Source organism: Vibrio sp. 10N.222.46.A1 (genome assembly GCF_041473595.1).
Lineage (GTDB): Bacteria > Pseudomonadota > Gammaproteobacteria > Enterobacterales > Vibrionaceae > Vibrio > Vibrio tasmaniensis_A.
Genome location: NZ_JBFRSN010001294.1, coordinates 1 through 388, shown reverse-complemented (window position 1 = coordinate 388; position 388 = coordinate 1). Strand labels below are relative to the sequence as shown.

The window sequence follows — 388 nt, the reverse complement described above, 5'->3', positions numbered from 1 at the left end:
GCCTGAAAGTGACGGGCGCGACGGGCGTAACAGGCACTGGTACGGGTGAGCTAACCATTAAAGATGATGGCACCGGTCCTGTAGACCCAACCGATCCAACTCCGCCAGTGAATCCAGATGATCGCCCAAGTGTGAGCATCGAAGACAGCAAAGTTATTAACGAAGGTTCAACCGCGAGCTTCGATGTCAGCTTAAGCAAAGCTGCATCCATCGACGTCAGCGTAACGCTAGAAACCCTTTACGGCACAGCAACAGCGGACGACATCAACAGCGTTGTTGTGAAAGATGCCGCGGGTAACGTAGTGACACCGAACGCTGATGGCTCTTACACAGTCAAAGCGGGTGAAACTAAGTTAATCGTTGAAGTCGAGACCAAAGACGACGGCAC

At 52.6% G+C, this 388-nt stretch carries 1 protein-coding gene; it reads left to right on the top strand.

The genetic code is table 11. The annotated features are described in order from the left end of the window. On the top strand, positions 1-388 hold a 388-nt coding region (locus AB4496_RS26070; RefSeq protein ID WP_372132783.1), incomplete at both ends, for a hypothetical protein.